13 protein-coding genes are annotated in these 16,143 nt (G+C 48.3%); 4 read left to right on the forward strand and 9 right to left on the reverse strand.

What is annotated here, in order from left to right; all coding sequences use genetic code 11:
• Positions 1-189 precede the first annotated feature (189 nt).
• On the forward strand, positions 190-609 hold the full coding sequence (locus ACN0IC_RS10420; RefSeq protein ID WP_416878720.1) for a BLUF domain-containing protein: 420 nt from the start codon (positions 190-192) through the stop codon (positions 607-609).
• A 41-nt stretch (positions 610-650) separates the two neighbouring features.
• On the opposite strand, the gene ACN0IC_RS10425 is transcribed toward ACN0IC_RS10420, so the two are convergent.
• The 5 genes from ACN0IC_RS10425 to ACN0IC_RS10445 all read right to left on the reverse strand — a co-directional run bounded on the left by ACN0IC_RS10425 (position 651) and on the right by ACN0IC_RS10445 (position 7,305).
• Positions 651-1,520: an alpha/beta hydrolase gene (locus ACN0IC_RS10425; protein ID WP_416878721.1), complete on the reverse strand. Its 870-nt coding sequence runs from the start codon at positions 1,518-1,520 to the stop codon at positions 651-653.
• Between the two features lie 369 nt (positions 1,521-1,889).
• On the reverse strand, positions 1,890-2,222 hold the full coding sequence (locus tag ACN0IC_RS10430; RefSeq protein WP_416878722.1) for a gamma-glutamylcyclotransferase family protein: 333 nt from the start codon (positions 2,220-2,222) through the stop codon (positions 1,890-1,892).
• Complete coding sequence (locus ACN0IC_RS10435) at positions 2,223-4,757, reverse strand: DUF3857 domain-containing protein (protein WP_416878723.1); 2,535 nt, start codon at positions 4,755-4,757, stop codon at positions 2,223-2,225.
• 281 nt (positions 4,758-5,038) lie between these two features.
• Positions 5,039-5,494, reverse strand: coding sequence for a hypothetical protein (locus tag ACN0IC_RS10440; RefSeq protein WP_416878724.1), 456 nt, complete (start codon positions 5,492-5,494; stop codon positions 5,039-5,041).
• Positions 5,495-5,613: 119 nt separating this feature from the next.
• On the reverse strand, positions 5,614-7,305 hold the full coding sequence (locus ACN0IC_RS10445; protein WP_416878725.1) for a hypothetical protein: 1,692 nt from the start codon (positions 7,303-7,305) through the stop codon (positions 5,614-5,616).
• Positions 7,306-7,607: 302 nt separating this feature from the next.
• Between ACN0IC_RS10445 and ACN0IC_RS10450 the strand changes: the two genes are divergently transcribed.
• From ACN0IC_RS10450 to ACN0IC_RS10460, 3 genes are all read left to right on the forward strand, one after another.
• The gene (locus ACN0IC_RS10450) at positions 7,608-8,771 is read left to right on the forward strand and encodes a phosphoserine transaminase (protein WP_416878726.1); all 1,164 of its coding nucleotides are present in this window, start codon (positions 7,608-7,610) and stop codon (positions 8,769-8,771) included.
• Between the two features lie 3 nt (positions 8,772-8,774).
• Positions 8,775-10,349, forward strand: coding sequence for a phosphoglycerate dehydrogenase (gene serA / locus ACN0IC_RS10455; RefSeq protein WP_416878727.1), 1,575 nt, complete (start codon positions 8,775-8,777; stop codon positions 10,347-10,349).
• A 212-nt stretch (positions 10,350-10,561) separates the two neighbouring features.
• Positions 10,562-11,854: an adenylosuccinate synthase gene (locus ACN0IC_RS10460; RefSeq protein ID WP_416878728.1), complete on the forward strand. Its 1,293-nt coding sequence runs from the start codon at positions 10,562-10,564 to the stop codon at positions 11,852-11,854.
• Positions 11,855-11,877: 23 nt separating this feature from the next.
• Here ACN0IC_RS10460 and thiD read toward each other — a convergent pair whose 3' ends face one another.
• The 4 genes from thiD to ftsH are packed head-to-tail and all read right to left on the reverse strand — an operon-like array spanning position 11,878 to position 16,128.
• Entirely contained in the window at positions 11,878-12,747 is an 870-nt protein-coding gene (gene thiD / locus ACN0IC_RS10465) for a bifunctional hydroxymethylpyrimidine kinase/phosphomethylpyrimidine kinase (protein ID WP_416878729.1), read from the reverse strand.
• Positions 12,744-13,337 (reverse strand): hypothetical protein, encoded by a 594-nt coding sequence (locus ACN0IC_RS10470; protein ID WP_416878730.1) that lies wholly within the window; start codon positions 13,335-13,337, stop codon positions 12,744-12,746. Before ACN0IC_RS10470 ends, thiD begins: the two co-directional genes overlap by 4 nt.
• Positions 13,327-14,154, reverse strand: coding sequence for a dihydropteroate synthase (gene folP / locus ACN0IC_RS10475; protein WP_416878764.1), 828 nt, complete (start codon positions 14,152-14,154; stop codon positions 13,327-13,329). Before folP ends, ACN0IC_RS10470 begins: the two co-directional genes overlap by 11 nt.
• Before the next feature lie 42 nt (positions 14,155-14,196).
• A complete protein-coding gene (ftsH, locus tag ACN0IC_RS10480; protein WP_416878731.1) occupies positions 14,197-16,128 on the reverse strand; it encodes an ATP-dependent zinc metalloprotease FtsH in 1,932 nt (643 codons plus the stop codon).
• Between the last annotated feature and the right edge of the window lie 15 nt (positions 16,129-16,143).

The raw sequence follows: 16,143 nt of genomic DNA on the forward strand, positions 1-16,143 counted from the left end.
CACGGTTCAAATGAGTTTCGGACAAAAATGCTCAATATGATAACATAAGTTTCAACAATAGTTGAAATTTCAATAATCTTCGGTTTTATGGGGGATGACAACGCTATCGTCACCTTTTATTTACTCTTTTATGACAAGTTATAGCTGTGTGGGATTGATAACAATAAAAAGAAGCCCAAGGACCACAAAGTGCTCTATCAATTGATTTTTACAAGCTATGCGACTGAGGCACTTACGCCCTCAGTCCTAAACGAAATTGCCGATCTTTCACGTCAAAACAATTTGGCGTCAGGCATTACAGGTGTCATGTTGTATCATGACGGCTCCATCTTGCAGGTATTGGAAGGTGAAAAAAATGTCGTTGAAGCGCTTTTTGCTAAAATTGAAAAAGACCCGCGGCATATTCAGATTATGGTTCTTTTGAGACGCGAAGCAGAAATTCGTGAATTTGAAGGCTGGAAAATGGGCTTCAAACATATTGATGCTAATGGAGAGGAAACTCCTCTTTTCAAACTCACGCATAACACGCTGAAACGTGTCATCCCGGCTAATTGCAGCGCCGAACTACAAACAATCAGCCGAACTTATGCTCGCGTGAATGGGCTGTAGAGAAAGCCCCTAATGTCAGCCCTCTGAGTCGCGCCCTTTCTTTACTGACAATAGCTACCCTCGCTTTTATCGGGTAAGTTTGTAATAAACTGAATTATGTCGTCTTTGAGTGTGGAGTCACCGTCAAAAAGGCCGGAAATATGCTTGACCATATCGGTATGGTTTTTTCCTTCGTATATTTTGGCAGTCGCAACTCCGCCTTTCTTGACAATTTTTTCTGCCAAGTCTTCAGAATTCCTTGGATGAACCCTCTCATCTTCTGAGCCATGGGCCAGAAAAAGGGGCGGCCTCGGCCCCGTAAGGTTATTAATCGGGGCATCGTCACTATAGAAGCGATCAGGAAAAATACTGATATAGGGCTCCTCTTTCAGCTTAATAGCGCCCGTAGGACCCGCCAAGCTGACTAACCCTGAAATGTCACGACAGAGGTCCCCCCCGGCGGCTTTAAGATAGTTCGGGGCCAAGCCAACCATAAGCATATTATAAGCGCCGGCCGAATGTCCCATAAGGACAATTTCGCGATCCGGAAATTGTTTCACGGCATAATCAACGGCTTGAGCACTATCTTCTATCATCTTTGGATATATGACGTCTGGATAAAGCCGGTAATTCGGAACGACCACATCGAAACCTTCAGAAGTAAACCCTTCAGCTAAAAACTTGTAGAGGTCTTTGCTCCCATGATCCCAGCTTCCGCCGTGGATAAAAACCAGAACGGGACTATCCGCACGGGGGTCCTCTGACCGATAGATATCAAGCTTTTGACGCTCCAGCGGTCCATAGGAAATATTCTTAGTTTTCTCGAAACTCCCTGACGGCGTAATTGTATTGAGAATTTTGACCGGCGCGCAGGACGCGGCCCCTATAAGAGTCGCTATAGCTGTCGCCAATAATCCAGTTCGTAATCTCATCTCTTGCTCCTGCGGTCTCATTCAAATGTGGACGGTATTTGAATGCACCGTCAAGGCTTTACATTATTCCTTTATGGCTGAAGGCACGGAGAGTTGCAAAAAAGAGATGATATGTCTGCGTTATTTTAGCCCTTAAAATAGAAAGGCCGCACCCCGGAAGCGTGCGACCTTTCAGACTAACCGTGGGAACGGTAAAGGGGCGGCCATTCAGATTACATCTGCGTTCATACGCAATGCAGCCTATTGAAATTAAAAGTAAATAACTCTGAAAAGACCTTTAATTGAGAGATTTACCTTTCGCAAACCGGCCTTACGATAGCCTTAAACTAAGCCCTTAAAAATATATGAATTTACAGATTTCAGAAAATTTTATGATTTGACATACAGCCAAGCCGAACGGCCGGAAGCAAGATCAACGATTTCACGTTTATAATCTGAAACCTCATAAGAATCCGCTTTTTCCAGCTCCTCGTCACTCATATCAAAAACTATGCCGGTTATACGTTCGGAAGAGTTGTTTGAGCGCGCCACAATAGGATGAAACCGGGCTCCACTACTGACCAAAACAGCCGGGTCAGTTATTTCCATCATGGTTTTGGAAAACCCGAGAAGTTCATCCGCCTCCCCGTCTAGTAGCCGCCCAAAAGTGTCAATTTGCACCTGAGGGAGCTGTAGAGTGCCATAGGAAAAAAGAAGCGGCATTTAAAAAAGCTCAAAAATAATAACGGAAACTCCGAAATACACTAAGAGCGCAATCGGTGCGTAGAGCACAATAAGGCCCCAGGTGAAAATTGAAAACCGGGAATGCCTAGCTATCAATTCGGGTTTGTCTTCGTTATATTTGTTGACTTGCAACAGAACGGGTAAAGGTAGAACAAACAAGATGAAGCTTATGATACTCGCCCATTCCGGTATAGTATCAACCCGCTCAACAGCGCGGTCATAGACGCCGCTGAAGAAATATAAAAATGCCAAGGGCAGTGCAAGCAAAGCATACCAGCCATAGCCTTTTTTGCCTTTTTCAGCCCCAATATCATCAATTCGCGGGAATAGAGAAAAGTTCATGAAACCTGCAAAAATCGCTCTAGGAATAGGCCAAATTTCTTCTTTCATAATAGTTTTGATCCACTGCCAATTCTTATAAAACCAATAAATTTGATAGTGGCCAATTGTCAGAAATGACAAGAACAGGAACTTCTTTACGCTAACGGGATGAAGCACAACTTGGTCGCGCCAATCGAGGTCGTAATTGCGGTTAAATATTAACCCAATAGAAGCTAAAACTCCGGCGATTAATATCAGGGCTAAATATATTATTCCCCAAGTCTCTTCTGACCAATTCTCCCAGCCTTTATCTGAATCAGATACCGTTGGCATCGTCAGGAGAACCCCAAAATCATCACGAACTATTTCTATTTCGTTCATTATTTCGGAAAAACCCGAAACCGGGAGGTGATCTTGCTTAGTCTTATAACTATAGCTCTCTTCGTAGAGAGCATTTTCAAAACTATGCACTCTTTGATAATCTATGAAGTCGTTTTCAATTGAACTTGGCTCAAGATCAAAGGACCAATCATCTTCGACTTTAAACCTAAGTCTTTGACGCGTGTTTCTTGGGTAAGCGAGGCTCAGAGGAGCGGTTCTTTTTGCTCCGGAGAATTCAGGCATATCTCCGCTTATCTCATATGGAATTGCCCAGAATGATTTTGTTCCTTTATCCTCATCAATGTCCCATGCATTTTTAATTAGGTAAAACGACTTTATTTCATATTTCGAAGTTTGATTGTCGTATGATGTCTCAGAAGGTTTTAAAATTTCAATTGTCGGGTAAAAGTCTGCAAAATAACCCAGATAGTTTTTCTCTATTGACGCCATTCCGTCGGACTCAACATAATCTTTCATCCAATCGGCATTTTGACCAAAATAGCTTGCCGTTGTTGTGAATGAAACATCGTTGGGGTCACTAACGAGGTCATATTCATCAAGAAAATCTTTCCGCCATACCAATTTAGATTTTTCTGCTTCCAAAACTCGAGATTGGGAGCCATCTAATAGAAGTCCTTTTTGAAAACTACCTTGTTCCAGATGGTCTAAATCTCCTAATTGCTCTCCTCTCGTCGCATCAAGAAAATAACTTTCTCCTTCAATCACAGCTCTTACTAAAACGTGGTCAAATGCTGTGAAACCCGGCAAAGCTTCTTCAAATTTCCCTCTGCTATCTGTATTCACTAATACGGGCCTGGCCTCGACACCAAGATTGTTGAGAAGCGTAAGAAGTAAGTATGTTACGTCCTTACAATCACCGAAGCGCCTCTCTAAAACTAATTCCGGATCTCTGGGTATGAAACCACCCTCACCCAGCTCTATTCCCAAATATCGAATATTTGATTGAACAAATTCAAGCGCAGCCCGTGTTCGCTTTTTCTGACTTTTAAAATCTTTAGATATTTGATTGGTTATGACTTGGAGTTCTGGCGACAATCGTTTTGGCGGAAGATAATATTGAGAAAAGTGACTGCCTACTTGTTGCCATTCACTTACTCCCGATGTTTCAAATGTCGGTCGAAAGTAAAACCAATCCGGGACGTCATCATCAATCGATTGAGCCTGAATATCAGTAACTAACCAATCTAAAACTTTGAAATCACCAAATTTTGTTTCTACCGGTTCAGGTGGGTTATTATGCGTCTTAGTATGAACATCTAGAGCCCGAGCTATTACAAGTCGATTCCGCAACTTTCGTACCGGGACACTATATTCAAACACCTGCCGGTCATAATAACTCCCGACTAGAGCAGAATTCATGCCGTTTATTGAGTAAGAGTAGTCTAGCTGATCACCTACTTGTAAACCCGGCACCGCGAAACCGATTTGCAAATCGCCGTTATAAAGAAGTTTGTCGCGATCTGTCTCAACGCGATAAATCTCAAACTCTTCCAAGTCGAGCAAGTCAATAAGCTCGCCGTTACGAATAAGGCCTAGAGAATGAAAATCAACGGTCTGATAAGACGGGTCGAATGTTACGGTAATTGTCCCGTTATCTTCAACTCCGCCTTGAGTATTCATATCTTTTACGAAACGTCGGTATCGTATTCTATTTTTCGGAAGCACTTTAGTTTGATAAGATAAGAGCTGGTACCCAATTTGGAGATCTTCGGCGAGAACGAAATTACCTTCTTCGATTGTGTCAACGTCAACCCAACTTTCGGGCTTACTTATTTTTACATAATCCGACACGGATTGAGCCGTTGCGAAAAGTGGAAAATTTAGCCCCAGGAGGACAAAGATTATTATAAAATAGGCTCGCAATGGTCTCATCTTTTTTCTCACAAAGGGGGAGCCATAATTGAATTCTATCAACTTACAAGTGCAAGTGAATTAAAGGGGTGAATTTTATCCAAGCTTACTGGCCAAGATTGGCAATAAACTTTGTAAATCTTAGATGATTTCTCAAGCCATTATACAAATTACATTTAAATTCTAACAAGCAATTTCAATTAGGAATAAAAACTCTACTTTTACTGTATCGTTTCTTCAGCTTCCATAGCTATAGTTTTGCCATCTTCTGACAAGTTTCCGTTTGCTTTCATAGAGTTGCGAATATCGGCTTGCGTTACGTCTCCGACCAGGATTTGGACCGCATAGCTTCTAAGGTATTCAGTACCATCCGCTAGTTTTGCATTGGCGAATACATTTAAATAATAAACGCCGTCAGTGGCCGCCGTTACATCCAGTTCCCATTCATGAACCCGGCCCGCAGACATTGTAAAGCTGGTCTCCGCGGTTTCTGACACAAGCCTCAGCCCTTCATCAGGCTGGGCCGTGAGGTGAAGGGTTCCGGAATCATATTCCTCGGCGGCGCTCAACAATACCTTTCCATATTGGCCAGGCTGTAGCTCTTTCGGTCCTGAATGCGTGAACGAAACCGCGGCACCGGGCTTGATCGTTTTTTCAGCCTTAGAGGTTTCCTTCACCTGTGAACTCTTAGCTTGCGGCGCAGTGCATCCTGACAGAAGAACTACGCTCCCTGATAAAGACGCAAGCAAGACCCTAGAGACTAATTTAGAAGCTGACATATTAAAGTACTGCATGTTTATTGAACGATGAAATCATAGCAGCTGTCCTGTCCCGGGGAGCTGAGATTGTTAAAGTCGAAGGCTGTAATAAAGTAATTCCGGCTTTCCAGTGAAAGTGTGACAGTTTCTACGTTGTTGGCGCCGCTATTACTGCCGGAGAAGAATGTATTACTCTCATCAAACACTCTGAAATCGGGATCGGTGTTTGACGCGCCGGAAACACGAGACATTTCAAGTGTATAACTTCCTGCCGTTGGCACGCTCAAGAATAAGAAATCTCTATTATTGAGCTTATTAGAAACTCCTGCATCGTTCACAGAGCAAATCCGCACCGGGTTACCATCCGTCGTCACAGGTTTGTAAACAGGCAGAGAGCTCGGAATGCCCCCATTATTTGTTTCGCCAACGCCCAAGGGCCCCGTCCCATTAATATCTTGTCCGGTTTTTAATGCCGCAATGCCTGCAGTCGGAACGCCTGATTGTTTCTCAAGTGAATCCAGCCAGGCGAAAATTGTCGTAGTGTCAATAGAGTTTGTATAATCCGGATCGATAAAGGCCTGATAAATAGGTTCCAGACCTAATGATACAGTATCGACGCCATCGTCAGAATTATCCCAAAGGTCATAAATAATAGAATGGATGGAAAACTCACTAAACCACCCAGGATTAGTGACCGTATTGTCATCAACATTAATCTGGAAACCTCTTGCCTGCATGGCTGTGCTGCTATCTCTGTAAATAGGGTCTTCTAGAACGATCCCGGACATTGCATTGCCCCAGCCTTCGCCCATCGCGACCCGGGGGTCGAGCCTGTCGCCAGCCCCATGTGGGCCGCCAATAGAGTCGGAGCGTGATATTTGATCTTCAAAATAATGAGCAGCTTCATGAACAACGACATGAGAATCATATTCATCGGTATCGTTGTTTTCGTCGCCGAGTATTGAGAGCGTTGGAACGCCGTTAAATCGTGTATAGTTAGATGTTCCAATTTCTCCATTGGTCACATCACCGCTTACGGCACGATTATTCACACTCCAATAAACATTAAGCATCGGAAAATCGATGTCGGGGTCAACCGTCTGATAGGTTGTAACAAACTCATAGAGATTGTCTAAAATTGCAAAGGGCGCGGCCGCGCGGGTTGATGTATAAGAGGTCCCACCCCATCCGGAAGGCGCATTCAAATTACGCGATGAGTCAGCGGTACCTGAAGAGGCTAAAGATCCATTAAGCACGTAAAGCGCATTGCCGGACGTATTATCGACGACCTGAATGTCATATTCGGAACCTGTTGTGCTCAATAGTTGTGCTTTCGTACTCACGCGGACATTTGTTTCGGAGTCAACATCTGCGAAGGAATAGCTTCCGTCATTGCCTGTCACAGATGATGCGAGAACAGCATTTGAAGCATCCAATAATTCTATAACCGCACCCCTGACAGGCTCTTGCCGCGTTGCGCTATAATCCAGCCCGTTTGTCGCCGTGTTAAAGGGCACCCGATCATAAGTCACAGTGCCGGAAATTGTTACAGAAGACGCCGGAGGGGGTGGAGGAGGCGGCGGCGGTGGTGGTGGCGGTGGTGGTGGCATCGCAACCGGGCCTCCACTACCCCCACTCCCACCACCGCAGGCCACAAGTCCGGTGCTCATCACGAGCGTCATAGCGCTAGCCGCTAAAAATTTTCCTGAAAGCTTGGTCAATCTATTCATAATGATTCCCGTCATTTCCATATTTATTCAGTATATAGCCTGAATATGTCCTGAATACGACTGACTTTCTTGTGACGCCAGAAAACTTCACCCTTGTGACGCCAGAAAACTTCACCAAAAAGCGAGAGCTTTAAAAGTCCCCTAACAGCTCGATTCCAATCGAAATTTTTCAGTAGGATGTTCGTTTTTAGACTCTCATTGACATCCCAGCCATTTTTATTGCATAGCGCGCTTGGGTCACGTTCCCCCACTGGAACGCACTTTAACGTCTGTACAAAAACTCAGACGATGGAGACAGTCTTATGGCAATCGCCACCGAACCGGCTCTGAAGCCGGCCAAAAAACCTGCATGTCCGCATTTTTCCAGCGGGCCGACAGCTAAACGTCCCGGATGGGACATTTCCAATTTAAACTTAGACGTTCTGGGCCGCTCGCACCGCTCTGCCTTGGGCAAAGAGCGCTTGAAACTCGCCATTGATCTGACCAGAGAGGTCCTCGAGGTCCCGGAAGATTACCGTATCGGAATTGTCCCGGCCTCTGATACCGGAGCCGTCGAAATGGCCATGTGGTCCCTTCTCGGGCCGCGCGGTGTTGATGTCGCCGCTTGGGAAAGTTTCGGCTCCGGTTGGATTACTGACGCGCAGACACAGCTTCCTTTAGATGACCTAAATATTCTCAAAGGCGAATATGGTCACCTACCCGATTTTTCAAATTATGATGGCACGCGGGATTTGGTCTTTACCTGGAACGGAACCACGTCCGGCGTAAAGATTCCGAATGCGGACTTTATCCCGACGGATCGCGACGCTCTTACGATTTGCGACGCGACGTCTGCTGCTTTCGCGCAACCACTCGATTGGGACAAACTCGATGTGATCACTTTTTCTTGGCAGAAAGTCATGGGCAGCGAAGCGGGTCACGGCATGCTCATTCTCTCTACGCGCGCTGTAGAACGTCTTGAAAGTTACAATCCACCTTGGCCTCTCCCCAAACTTTTCCGGATGAAAAAAGGCGGAAAAATCAATGAAGGTATTTTCCAAGGCGCCACAATCAATACGCCGTCCATGCTAGCCGTTGAGGATTATCTCGACTCTTTAAGCTGGGCTAAATCAATTGGCGGCCTTCCAACCCTTCTGCAGCGCGCAGATGAAAATGCGAAAGTTATTTGGGATTGGGTAGAGACGACGCCCTGGATTAAAAACCTCGCCGTGAACAAAGACGAGTGGTCCAATACTGGCGTTTGCTTGGTCTTTGACGACAAACGTATCGAAGATAATGCAGCCTTTTCAAAGGCTTTTGTAAATCTCCTCGCGCAAGAGAACGTAGCTTTGGATTTTGGAAGCTATCGCGACGCGCCTGCAGGTTTACGAATTTGGTGCGGCTCAGCCGTTGATAAATCTAATCTCGAAGCGCTTGTCCCATGGCTTGATTGGGCGTTTGAAACTCTTATTCAGAAGGAGGGCTAACTCATGCCTAAAGTTTTAATTGCTGATAAAATGTCCTCTGCGGCAACTCAGGTTTTCAAAAATCGCGGCGTTGATGTCGATGTTATTACGGGTCTTTCCAAAGAAGAGCTAATTGACATCATCGGAGAATATGACGGACTTGCGGTTCGATCCACAACACGTCCTGATGCTGAAATTATCAAATCCGCCAAAAACCTGAAAGTGATCGGACGCGCCGGAATTGGCGTTGACAATGTCGATATTAAAGCCGCGACAGATCAGGGCGTCGTTGTCATGAACACACCGTTCGGCAATGCGGTAACCACAGCCGAGCATGCGATTGCCATGCTCTTTTCCGCTGCCCGCCAGATACCATCCGCCTCTACCCGTACCCAAAACGGCGAATGGCCAAAAAGTGACTTCAAAGGTGTTGAGCTGTTTAACAAGACACTCGGCGTCATTGGCTGTGGGAACATTGGCACTTTGGTAGCTGAACGCGCGCTCGGATTGAAAATGAAGGTCATTGCTTTTGACCCTTACCTCACTCCGGAGCGCGCTGTGAAGCTAGGCGTCGAAAAAGTTGAGCTGGACGCACTATTCCAGCGCGCAGATGCGATTACCCTGCACACGCCATTGGTCGACAGCACGAAAGGTATAGTTTCACGCGAACGCCTCGGAATGACCAAACCAGGCGTCATCATTGTAAACTGCGCGCGCGGCGGATTAGTTGACGAAGAGGCGTTAAAAGACGCTCTCGAGGCCGGCCATGTCCGCGGCGCGGCGCTTGACGTTTTCGCTGTCGAACCTGCAAAAGAGCACCCTCTGTTCGGCACACCGAACTTTATTGCGACCCCTCACCTCGGCGCTTCCACATTAGAAGCGCAGGAAAATGTGGCCGTGCAGGTGGCAGAGCAAATGGCGGACTACCTTTTGACCGGCGCGGTAAGTAATGCGCTCAACACGCCGTCTATTACGGCTGAAGAAGCCCCTCGCCTCAAACCTTTTGTTGAATTGGCGGACAAGCTTGGCGTCCTGACAGGTCAGCTCCTTCACGCTCCGATCAAGTCCGTAGAGTTCACCTATAAAGGCGCGGTCACGCAGCTAAACACGAATCCTGTGACTGCCGCCGCTCTTGCGGGTCTGCTCAAGGCAGCCATGCCGGATGTGAACATGGTCTCCGCGCCCGTTCTTGCAAAAGAGCGCGGGATTGAGGTCAAGGAGTCCTATGTCGACGAGGCGGAACGAGCCGAGTCGCTTATCCGTCTCACCGTAACAACGACAGAGCGTAAATATGTTGTTGTTGGCACAATTTATCGCGGTGAGCCTCGCATCGTCCGCCTCTTTGGCGTTCCAATGGATGCGGCCTTCTCGCCAAATATGGTCTATGTCCGAAATGAAGATAAGCCCGGCTTTATCGGACGTCTCGGTGCCGTCTTGGGGGATAACAAGGTCAATATCGCAACATTTTCCTTGGGCCGTATGAAGAAAGGCGACGAAGCGGTTTGTCTAGTCAGCGTAGACGAGCCGATATCAGAGTCAGTTGCCAAACAGATCAAATCTCTCGACGCAGTTAAAATTGTCGATGTTGTTTCTCTGTAACCAACTGGCTCGAGAATAAAGTTTAAGGCAGGGTTTCGGCCCCGCTTTTTATGAAAAATGAAAAGTGATCACCTCAATATCAGCCTTTCTAATCAATCTGGAGATAACTCCCGACGGAGACTCGCTTTGAGAGAATTTTTCGGTTATTGCCGCAACGAATAATTGCCGGCGCAGCTATTCAGTAGCAGGCGCCTTTTTTATGCGAGTATTATATGGCCAATGTAGTTGTTGTTGGATCCCAATGGGGCGATGAAGGAAAAGGCAAGATCGTCGACTGGCTATCAAGCCGCGCCGATGTGGTTGTTCGCTTCCAAGGTGGTCATAACGCCGGACATACACTCGTTGTGGACGGAACGGTTTATAAACTTTCACTGCTTCCCTCCGGTATTGTTCGCGGCGGCAAGCTCTCAGTTATCGGCAATGGCGTGGTCCTTGATCCCTGGGCCTTTCTGGATGAAATGGAACGTATTAAGGATCAAGGCGTCAAAATAACGCCGGAAGACCTGCTCATCTCTGAGTCGACCGCTCTTATTCTTCCGATCCACTCCGAACTGGATGGCATCCGCGAAAATCGTGTCGACGGTATCAAGATTGGCACCACGAAACGCGGTATTGGTCCCGCTTACGAAGATAAAGTCGCCCGCCGCGCTATTCGGGTTTGTGACCTGGCCGACAAAGAGCATTTATTGGCGCGTATAAAAAACCTGCTTCATCACCACAATGCGCTGCGCGTCGGGTTGGGTCAGCCGGAAACTGACGCCAAGGAATTGACGGAAAAGCTCCTCGAAATCGCCCCGAAAATTTTACCGTTTTCCGCACCCGTCTGGCACGCCCTGCACGAAGCTCAACAAGCCGAAAAACGCATCTTATTTGAAGGCGCTCAAGGCGCTATGCTCGACATCGATCACGGCACTTATCCTTTCGTCACCAGCTCCAACACCATTGCTGGCCAAGCCGCAGCAGGATCGGGCATGGGGCCGGGCGCGCTGAATTACGTCCTGGGGATTACCAAGGCCTATACGACACGCGTGGGCGAAGGCCCTTTCCCGACGGAGCTAAACGACGAGATCGGACAACGTCTGGGTGACCGCGGCCACGAATTCGGAACGGTAACCGGACGGCAGCGTCGCTGCGGCTGGTTTGACGCGGTTATGGTTCGTCAGGCCATCATCACCGGCGGGATTACAGGCATTGCGCTGACCAAACTCGATGTTCTGGATGGGTTGGAAGAACTTAAAATCTGCGTGGGCTACAAACTGGACGGAAAAGAAATCAAGCGCCTTCCGGCCGGCGCCGCCAACCAAGCCAATGTTGAACCAATCTACGAGAAGATGTCAGGCTGGCAGGGCAGCACGCAAGGTGCGCGGAGCTGGGCCGACTTGCCCGCAGAAGCCGTGAAATATGTTCGCCACATCGAAGAACTGATCGGCTGTCCGGTATCTATGGTTTCAACGTCTCCGGAACGCGAAGACGTCATCCTTATGCGAGATCCGTTTAAATCCTAAGCGTGGCTTGGGCTAAACTGGCCTTATTTAAGTGACTTGAGCGCGGCGAAGGGGTTGTCTGACTTTGTCTTATCCTCTTCCTCGCTTTCCTCACGCGCCAGGCCATGATTGAGCGGTCCATGACCGTCAGTAGAGCCAAAACCAGGAGCCGTGCGGATGGCTTCGAAAACAAATTCCCGGGCCACCATGACGGCGGCATCCAAAGACATGCCCAAAGCCATATTCGCAGCCACTGCGCTTGCCAGGGTGCACCCTGTCCCATGAGTATGACGTGTATAGAGCCGCGGACCTGACATTACATTGGCCCCTTCCTCGCTCACCAAAACATCGACCACGGATTTGGTCGAAAGATGTCCGCCTTTCATGAGCGCCGCGTAAACCCCTTTTTCCAAAAGCGCGTCGCCTGCCTTGGTCAGGTCATCCACATCCTCAATTTTTATGCCGGAGAGCCATTCGCCTTCGGGTACATTTGGCGTGACCAAATCTGCAAGAGGTAGCAATTTCGTTTTCAACGCTTCCATTGCGTCGTCTTGCAAAAGGGTATCGCCCGATGTCGCAACAGCAACCGGGTCAAGCACGATAAAGGCGTCCAGGCCTTCTATTTCTTTAGCGACGGCCTCGATAATCTCCTTCGTTCCCAGCATGCCAATCTTAACAACATCAACGCCTATATCCGATACGCACGCCTTTATCTGCGCCCGCACGAGGTCGGCGTTCAGGAATTCCACCTGTTCCACGCCCAGTGTATTCTGGACGGTGATCGCCGTGATGGCCGTCATGGAATAGGCGCCAAACGCGGCGCAAGTTTTAATATCTGCCTGTATCCCTGCCCCGCCGGAGGAGTCGGAGCCTGCGATAATAAGAACACGGCCTTCGGGTTTATTTTCAGTCATGATGATTCCTTTTCAGGTCGTCTGGAGACTATTAAAAGGTGAATGAGGAATATGAGAACTCCAGTAAAGAATATGATTGCTGCAACATCTCGCCAGAGGTCATCACGAACACTTGTGAATATCATTATTACAGATGCAGCAATAGCCAAGAGAACAGTCGGCCTTAATACAGAATACTTTCCAATTTCTCCGTGGCAGTTCGGCTCTTTAGCAATTGACTGGCCAAATGCTCCCAAGTTGGCAGCTCTAATGCGTTTTGGGAGCCTACGCCATTCATACACTCCTATTGGAATAGCAATTACCAAATAAATGAGTAAAGAAACTGTCTCCACGACGTCATCCGGGAGAAATGAGAAAAACCGCTGCATAGAAAAAGTCAGAAGAATTGAAAAAATACAATAAATCGAAGCCCAAATTCCTCCCGCCCGGTAATCCCAAAGATAAAAACGGTGCGCACCAACAGAGAAACCCAAAACAAGCCAGAGCCTTGCCCAAATTAGCTGACGAGGCTTCTTATCTTCGATGTGGTATTTTCGTCCAGGTTTATCCGGATTTCTATACTTCAACCAAGGCTTTCGGCTATTTTTCATTCGCCATAGCCTCCCACACTTTCATCGCCTGTACTGTCTCGCTTACATCGTGAACCCGTACGATAGCTGCGCCCGCCTGAGCCGACCAGAGGGCGGCGGCAAGGCTCCCGCCTAAGCGGTCATCTGCACTGCTTCCGTCGATGCGCCCTATAAAGCTCTTTCGCGAAGCGCCCATCAAAATAGGACAGCCAAGGGATTTGAATTCGGCCAGATGATGCAAGATCGCCAAGTTGTCTTCTTGCCGTTTTCCGAAACCAATACCCGGGTCGAGCGTGATATTCTCTCTGTCCACGCCAGCGAAATCCAATGCATCTATACGTTTGGCGAGATAATCTTTCACTTCGGCGACAGCGTTTTCGTAGTGCGGATTATGTTGCATGGTTTCCGGCGATCCCTGCATATGCATGAGGATAACGGGACAGCCAAGTTCCGCCGCGATCTTTTCTGATGAAGCATCGAAAGTCAGCGCCGTCACGTCATTCCAGATATCGGCTCCGGCCAGAATAGCCGCCTGGGCCACTTCGGATTTGCGCGTATCGATTGAAATGACCGGACCGACTTCTTTGTCTTTTGTACCTTCCCGCAGGGCCACTATCACAGGAACGGTGCGCATGATTTCTTCGGCTACAGAGACTTCCTCTGCGCCCGGGCGCGTGCTTTCACCGCCAATATCGATAATATCTGCCCCTTGCTCCCAGAGCCGCATGGCGCCTTTTACCGCCAGTTCCAACCCATCATAACGTCCGCCATCCGAAAAACTGTCCGGCGTGGCATTCAGGATGCCCATGATTTTCGGTCTGGTGAACTTCGTGGTCATGTCATTCAAATGAAAACCCCGCCGAAGCGGGGTGTTTTAAAATTATGCTTTTGCGGGACCGCCCAAGCCCTTGGGCTTTTTCGTGGTCGGCACAGCCGCGACAGCTGGCTTTGTTTTCCCGCCATCCGGACGTTTTGGCTTAATCCCGTCAGAGAGAAGGACTTTGATTTCATCACCGGAGAGCGTTTCATATTCCAGAAGCGCCTCGGCCAAAGTCTTCCAGTCCTTCTTTTTTTTCTTCAGGATTTCGAGAGCTTTTTCATGAGCTTCTGTAACGAAGCGTTTGATTTCAGTCTCAATGAGCTTGGAGGTCTCAGGCGAAATCGCTGTGCCCCGGCCTATGCCCGGAACGAAACTGCTCTGATCATTGTCCTTATAGGCAATCGGGCCAATTGCGTCTGATAAACCGTATTCCGTTACCATCGCAGTCGCGATTTTGGTGACATGTTCAATGTCAGAGCTGGCGCCGGAGGTTACCTTGTCATAGCCAAACTTTATTTCCTCGGCCGCTCGCCCGCCCATCGCCATGGCCATGGACGCAATCATTTCCTGACGGCTCTGCGAAATCTGGTCCCGCTCGGGCAGGTACTGGACCATACCTAGAGCGCGTCCACGCGGAATAATTGTTGCCTTATGGATTGGCAGGCTGCCGGGCATATTCAAACCGACGATAGCGTGTCCCGCTTCGTGATAGGCGGTCATTTGCTTTTCTTCATCCGACATAGCCAACGTACGACGCTCAGCCCCCATCATCACCTTATCCCTAGCGTCCTCAAATTCACGCATCGTGATTTTGAGTTTATTACGCCGGGCCGAAAGAAGCGCAGCCTCGTTGACCAAATTGGCCAAATCCGCACCGGAAAAGCCGGGCGTTCCGCGCGCGATATATTTAATATCCAGATCGGCGGCAATCGGCTTGCCTTTCATGTGAACTTCAAGAATTTTCTCGCGACCTGAAATATCAGGGTAAGGCACTTCGATTTGACGGTCGAAACGACCTGGACGGAGAAGCGCTTTATCCAGGACATCAGGGCGGTTGGTCGCGGCGATGAGGATAACACCTTCCTGACCATCAAATCCGTCCATCTCGACCAAAAGCTGGTTCAAGGTCTGCTCACGTTCTTCATGCCCGCCGGAGGTTCCGACACCGCGGTGGCGGCCTACAGCGTCAATCTCGTCAATAAAGATAATACAGGGCGCATGTTTCCGCGCATCGGCAAACATTTCCCGCACGCGGGACGCGCCGACACCGACAAACATTTCAACGAAGTCGGAACCCGAAATTGTAAAGAACGGTACGCCCGCTTCGCCGGCAACAGCCCGCGCCAAAAGCGTTTTACCCGTTCCGGGAGGGCCCACCAATAATGCGCCCGTTGGAATACGCGCACCGAGGCGGGTAAAGCGGGATGGGTCCCGTAAGAATTCAACGACCTCTTTTAAGTCATCTTTTGCGGCCTCAACCCCGGCTACATCATCAAAAGTCTTTTTCTGAGTGTTTTCCGTCAGCATTTTCGCTTTGGATTTTCCGAAGCTCATAGCGCCGCCGCGACCGCCGCCCTGCATGGAACGGAAGAAGAGGAAGAAGATACCAACAATCAGAAGAAGGGGAAGAACGCTCATCAACAGACCGACAAGAACGCTTTGCTCCTGTTTGTCCGCATATTCGTAAGGAATATCCGTCGTAGCCAAAAGGTCGCCCGCCTTGTCATCAAAAAACGGAATATTGGCGACATAATCAGTCCCGTCATTTCGTTTACCGGTGACAATGCGCTCGTCCTGATTAATGGTCGCGCTTGAAATATTGCCTTGTTTTACCTGTTGGCTAAACTGGCTAAAGTTCAGTTCGTTCTCTTCAGGAACAGAATTAAAATTCCCCTGAGTAACGGTTATCATTACGAGGAACATCGCAATGATTAGCCCCCATACCGCAATATTGCGCATATTGAAATTTGGGGGTGGGTTTTCGTTTTTCATCTGATTGCCTTGTGC

It is taken from the genome of Litorimonas sp., from assembly GCA_029936425.1.
Classification (GTDB): Bacteria; Pseudomonadota; Alphaproteobacteria; order Caulobacterales; family Maricaulaceae; genus Litorimonas.